General features: G+C 44.3%; 3 protein-coding genes. 2 read left to right on the top strand and 1 reads right to left on the bottom strand.

From position 1 onward, the window contains the following. Nucleotides 1-5,233 (bottom strand): anti-phage protein ProA (proA, locus tag IE054_RS12925; RefSeq protein WP_189407010.1); only part of this gene is annotated, 5,233 nt, incomplete at its 3' end. 224 nt (nucleotides 5,234-5,457) lie between these two features. Here proA and IE054_RS17985 point away from each other — a divergent pair. Both IE054_RS17985 and IE054_RS12935 read left to right on the top strand, forming a co-directional pair. Beyond that, the gene (locus IE054_RS17985; RefSeq protein WP_373293892.1) at nucleotides 5,458-5,610 is read left to right on the top strand and encodes a transposase; all 153 of its coding nucleotides are present in this window, start codon (nucleotides 5,458-5,460) and stop codon (nucleotides 5,608-5,610) included. Nucleotides 5,611-5,863: 253 nt separating this feature from the next. Next, nucleotides 5,864-6,571 carry a phage integrase central domain-containing protein gene (locus IE054_RS12935; RefSeq protein WP_229805133.1) on the top strand — a complete coding sequence of 236 codons (708 nt, stop codon included), beginning with the start codon at nucleotides 5,864-5,866 and terminating at the stop codon, nucleotides 6,569-6,571. Nucleotides 6,572-6,660 lie beyond the last annotated feature (89 nt).

Raw genomic sequence — 6,660 nt, forward strand, 5'->3', positions numbered from 1 at the left:
GCAGTGTGTCTAGCTCTCTCTCCTTTTCAAGAATTTCTCGCAGCTTGGCATCAACTTTTTCTACCGCTGACTCTGGATCGACAAAGTAGTCGGTAGACCACAGCCTCACTATATTCCAACCAAGGCTTTCCAATATAATCTGCCTTACTCTGTCTCGATCTCTAGCTGCTGGTGAACCATGATAGGTCGCGCCGTCACACTCTACGCCAGCTATATATTTTCCTGGCTTGTCAGGATGCAGAACCCCTAAATCAACTCTGAATTTACTAACACCTACCTGAGTTTGTATTTTCCAGCCTTTCACACGCAATGCCTGAGCAACCGCCTCTTCAAAGTCACTATCGAACTGATCGACGCCATGGTCAGCAGAGGCTATTTCAGCAAGCGCTATTGGGCCTTTTTCAGCGAACTCTAAGAAGTGTTTTAAGTGCTCAACCGCTACAGAGCTGGTGCGACTTAAATCTATCATCGAAGAATCAAAGCTTGAAAATACGACTACCTCGGTTGTTGCGCGGGTAATAGCAACATTTAATCGACGCTCACCACCGCTCTTGTTAAGCGGCCCGAAGTTCATGCTCATCGTCTTCGCTTCAGCTTCAGTCGGCCCGTATGCAAGGCTGAGCATAATCACGTCTCTCTCATCGCCCTGCACTGACTCAAGATTTTTTACAAATACAGGATCTCTGTTTTGACCGTCCTGAAAATATTTCTCTATAGAAGGATGCTGCCGTCTTGCATCGTCCAGCAAATCCTCAATGGTGCGTTGCTGATCAGTATTCAGAGTTACCACACCTATGGATTTGTTGCGCTCATGCTTATCCAGCAGTCTGCGAACAATTTCTTCAACGACGGCTTTAGCTTCGACGGTGTTATTTCTTCCTTTACCCTTCGCATAAATGCCGTTAACACGGTGAAGAGATACTGCTGACTCCTTGGTTTCTGATGATGGATAAGTCACCAGCGAATTTTCATAATATTTGCTATTTGAAAAGGCGATCAATGTTTCATGTTTGCTTCGGTAATGCCCCATTAAGCGCTTTAACGGTAATCTTGCTGCCAACGCCTGATCAAGAATTGACTCCAAATCTTCTTCGTCAGGATCGTCTGAATTACCTCCCGCAGAGAAGAAATTAGTCGGAGGCATTTGCTTAGGGTCGCCAACAATGATCACATTCTTGCCCCTGGCAATAGCACCAACCGAATCCCATGTTGTCATTTGTGACGCTTCATCGAAGACCACCAGGTCGAAGCCTTTAAAATCAGAAGGCAGGAACTGCGCAACAGACAATGGCGACATCATCAGACATGGACATAAATCTAGTAGCGAGTCACCGAGCTGACTGATTAAGGCTCTGATGGGAATGTGGCGTGTTTTCTTCTGAAGCTCTTTTGCAAGAACACCAAATTCTTTTGGGTTATCTTTAGCGTCTTTGACAGGCTTGCTCTCGGACGCCAGCGCTACAACATAATCGCTGGTAATTTGAGCCACACGTTCATCAAGCTTTTTAAATGTCTCTATCGTTTGCTCGTGTGTAGATGCTTTGAACTGCCGAAGCTCGTGATCAGCGTCAATTAGCAATGGAGCAAGCCAATAACAGAATGCGCTGCTGAATTGTTGGCCCAGCTTTTCATAATTCACCGAGCCGTTTTCAAGCGCTGAACATAAAACCTCAAGATTAACCGATAACGCTCGCTCTTTAGCTGATTGCCATTCACACCAATTTTTCAGCTTATTCGCATTCGCTTTTATCTCCCCCAGGCTATGTGAAACAGCCTGTAGTGACTCATCGCCGCTTACGGACACTCCCATCTCACCAAGGGAGGCGTTCGCACTCAGAAAAGCATCAAGGGCTTTTGAATAAGCATTAGCGGTGGCAAAGACCTTTGACTCTTCTAAAAACTCCCTTCCGTCCACAAACCATTTTTTAACGGGGATCAGTATCTCTGCTGGATCGTCAGTTAAAGCCACGAGTTCAGAAATACTTCGTCTGATTTCGCTGCCCGTTTCAGCCCTTTCCTTTAGAGTTTCAGAGGTGGTCGCCCATCCTTCCCAGATGGGATATTTTTCAACCTGCGGAAGCTTGCTTTCAATATCTGACTTCAGAGCCTGACAAAGGCCGATTTTATCGATGATAGAAAAGTCAGTTATCTTGGCGATGCCCAGAGAGGCTGCTTCTTTGTTGATCTTCCGCTTATTGAAAAAGGCCTTCAACCAACCCAATTCAGCTTCTTGTGCTGCCTGCTTCCACTGTTGAACAGGCACTTTAGATACATTTTCGCTGCTAACACCGTGGGATATTTCACCAAGCGAACTATCGAACTGCGCTTTTAAACTTGCCAACTCATGAATTAGTTCGACACGCTCTTTAGCTCCCGTATCGACGGCAAATGCAATGTCTTGCTGAAGAGCCTGCTCTGCTAAGTAATTAACATTTTTTAGCGCAATAAAGTTTGATGCAGTCTGATCAATACTCTCCAGTGAAAACAGAGGAAGCAGTTCGACCAGGCTCTTTTCTATAGCCTTTAGCTTCTGCTGCCAGTCATCAATTGACATTAGAAGTTTCGATTGCCAAACGTTAGACCATTCAGTGGCGGTAACAAACCTGAATGCATCTATATTAAGGTCGCGCACATCCGAAAAAGCCAAAGCCAACTGTTCAACTAACTCTTGTGTCGAATAAAGTTCGCTTTCTGACTTTATAGGTGCCCCAGCCACATCTTGCGGCCAATCGAGTTTTACCTTCAACGAGTCATTGTTGAGTGCAACCGTTGATATTGCATCGCGAGCTGATATTCCAAAATCCGACTTGCGATGCAGTGCCCTGACATAATTATTTAACTGCTCTTTCTTTTGCTTCAGCTCAGATACTGTAGCGTCCCAGGTTCGAGAGTTAAGTCCTTCTCGTTTCTGCCAAGCACTGTTGAGTTGATCTAGTACGCCTCTTTTATTCGCTTTGTTACTGTGCAGTTCAAGACAAAGGTGATCTAAACCTACTTTTTGAAGACGCCGATAGACCACATTCAGTGCTGCCATTTTCTCAGCAACAAAAAGTACCTTTCGCCCCTTGCCAATATTATGCGCGATGATATTTGCAATAGTTTCAGATTTCCCCGTACCTGGAGGGCCTTCAAGTACGAAATCTTGTGCTTTAGCAGAGGCATCAACTGCAACAAGCTGCGAGCTGTCACAGTTAAGCGGCGTATATATTTCGGCTGGATCTAGCTTCTCGTCTATCTCTTCTCTGTTAACAAAGTTACTTTCCTGAGGGTATGGCTCTCGTGGATTATCAACTAAATGCTGAACAAAAGGATTTTCTTTCAGGTCATCAAGTCGATCACGCAGATCTCGCCACATCAAATATTTTGCGAATGAAAATGAGCCTAGAACCAGCTCTTCGACAAGTTCAAATCCGGCTTGCTCCTTAACTGCGTCCCGTACCCTCTGCCAGACAAATGGCACGTCCACACCACTATCGTCTTCCGGTAATTCATCTTTGAACTCGCTAAGATTTATGTCGTGCTCAGATTGCAGAAACTCGATTAGCGTGAGATTGAAAATAGGATCTTCTTCCTGCAACTGTTCCACGTAAACAGGAGCACGTGCACTACGTCGAGTGAGTTTTACAGGGATCAGCAACAGCGGCGCTTTGTAGCTTCTCGAATCTTCAGGGTTGTCTTTCCACTTTAGGAACCCTAAGGCTAAAAATAACGTGTTTGAGCCGCCCTCTTCGAGATCGTTCTTCGCTCGTCTGAATAGCTCGACAGAATTTTTTTCCAGCTTTTTGGGAGGCTGATTCGCAATCAAAACCTTATTCTGAATTTGGTTGAGTGCATAATCGCGATGCACATCAGATCCTGTCTGGAGCCTAAACATTTCACTGTCGCGACTTGGATCAAAGTGAGGACTTTCCTGCGCAGAAAGAAATTTAAACTTTGTGCCGTCGGCAAGCATGTCTTCCATTGCTGCAATATCTGGACAGTAAAGCTTGATAGCGACGGCTCTGTCGCTAAAGTTCAGAAGGCTATTTTTCTTTGTCAGATCTAGTAGTTTCCTAGACCATGTATCAATCCTTGTCTCAGGCGTATCCTCAACCACTTGCTCATCTTTTCTGACGGGAGGCAATGGTGGAATAACAGGCAAAGGAAGCTCCTCGGAGCTTCCTTCTGATGTTCTTTCTTCCTTGGCTTCTTCAACTGTTGATAAAGGCTTTATAGATTGTGCCCTGGCCTGAGCAATATCGATGACCATGACAAACTCTGACTCGTTCTCTTCGGAAAGTAGTTCTCGCGCATGGTCTCTTGCTTGTTCAAAAGTAACGGAAGAGTCGTTGGTTATTAGCGTTGTTTCGAATAAGACTAAATCTCTGTTATCGACCCGCTTTCGTATATCCTGCGGATCATCGTTTGTGAGAATCGGCAATTTTTCATCGATTAACCAGGCACCAACAAACGCGTGCCCTTTTGTTACAGCAACAACAGGATTTAATCCCATTGCTTCGATACAGCTGGCAAACAACAATGAGGAATCGAGACAGGCAGCCATCCGAGAGTTGCTTATATCAGAAGCTAGCCGAACCCTTTGCCCAGTTTTGGCAAAGCCCTGCGGGGGACTGACGTATGCCAGCTTCTCTTTAAAGATGACATTCCATAGCGCGGCAAGCATCAGGTATGGCTTTTCGCGTGTATTCGATTGATAGCCATCCACGGCTCGGCCATAGCCACCTTTTTCTAGCGCTAATGCACATTGTCTTACGAGAGATTCAACGTAGACACCGTTTGGCTTTACGAAAGCGGCTAATAACGCAGGCTGCCTTTCTTCTCCACCCCAGAAGTTTGCTGGCAATATATCCAGTTTAGGATGTTGCTCTGCCAGTACATTTTGTTCGTCGTCACAAAGGGAAAATGAAAGAACATGTGTAATCTGTTCAGTTATGCCGAAAAGCTTTTCAAAAGGAAAACGAAGCTCTTTAACTTTGATGCTTATCGATTGGCCTGGCTCTAATCGGTCAATCTGCCAGGTTTCATCATCAATCCATCCTTCAATACCAGCCAGCTTAAGCACAAGAGAGCTGTACGACGAAAGCTCGCGCTCTTCATCCTTCGGATAGCTGATACGGATAGATTTTAAAACGGGATAAGCATTTTGCTGAGCAGCGAGTGAAAAGGTGGACGTTATATCAACTGCTAACTCAATATTACCAGCAACAGGAATTTCGATACTTGCATCTTTCATTTTTCGGCTCCTTCCGAACAACTCCCTTTCTGAACGAGGGATTTACATTCTGTTTTACCTGCTCATCCCACTTATGTCCAATCAGATTTAAAGTGAATTATTGCTATAAAGTCTTTGTTAGTACCAAATAAATAGAGCAAAGAACTAGAGTAGCAATACACAAAAACCCTGTTCTAAAGGCAGTAACCAATTATCGTTGTATAACCCTTTACCCGTTGTAAAGCATTACGGAAGATTTCTACAACAAAATGGAAGTGCTATTAAGTAGAGCGTATGGTTTTAGAAATTTTGCAAACTACCGGATAAGAGTGATAACCCATTGGATATGCCGGTTACGGAATGGAATAGTATTATTAATCGTGTACGTAGAGTGCTGATCCCCCCGTTTATGGGGTAGAGCCAAGGGATATCGCTGAAAGCGAGAGAGAAGTTGGTCGGTGTGAGAGGATTTGAACCTCCGACCCCTGACACCCCATAAAAATCAACATTATCTTTGATTAGTAGTAGTTAGGAATGATTAGCGCTGCGAAGGAGACCTATGCTCTTGTTTATAATTATTTTTTCATAGATTCTTAACTATGATTAGTAATGAGTAGATCCTAGTAGTTGAATCTGACAACTGCTACACATATGCTACACCAATCTGTTTTTTTACATTTGGTGCTACACGTATCGACCGTAAAACTCTTAATCAGTGAAACATCTCTTAGCTCTGTTCCAGAGCCAATCAAACGCATCAATGATACGAAACTTAGTGGTTTCCATGCTCGGATAGGAAAATCGGCTAGTGACGGCAAGTCCAAAATCGCACTCTATCTTAATTACCGGATTGGTGGCTCCAGGGGCAAGCAAAGAAACTACTTACTGGGTTATCACGGAGAGCGTGAACTCAAAGAGGTTCGAAAAGAGGTTGAGAATCTGAAAGGTCGAGTTGCCGCAGGTGAAGATGTGACAGAAACCAGACGACTAACGTTGCAGCGACAGTTCGTTGAAGATAGCAGCCCTACTCTCGCAAAACTGGCTGAAGAGTTTCTAACACGTTATATCGACGTGAATAGAAAAGACCCAAAAGAAGTTAGGCGAATGTTCGAGAAGGATGTGCTACCAGTTATCGGTGATATGAAGCTGAAAGACATCACAAGACGCGATGTAATAGAAAAGGTGTTAGACCCCATCACTGACCGCAGCTCCGGTACTCAGGCAAACAAAACGCTTTCAATACTGAAGCAAATGTTCGATTTTGGTGTTGATAGAGATCTCATGCAAGGTAATCCTATCACTACTGTAAAAAAGAAGAACATCTGTAGTGGTCAAGTCATTTTGGCCACACCGTTGTAGCTATTCCAGTAACGCTTCTCCGATTCATTCGGCGTTAAACCACCGTTGTATGAATGCGGTCTCAGTCGGTTGTAATAGCCAATAATATA

The sequence above is a fragment of the Alteromonas halophila genome (assembly GCF_014651815.1).
Classification (GTDB): domain Bacteria; phylum Pseudomonadota; class Gammaproteobacteria; order Enterobacterales; family Alteromonadaceae; genus Alteromonas; species Alteromonas halophila.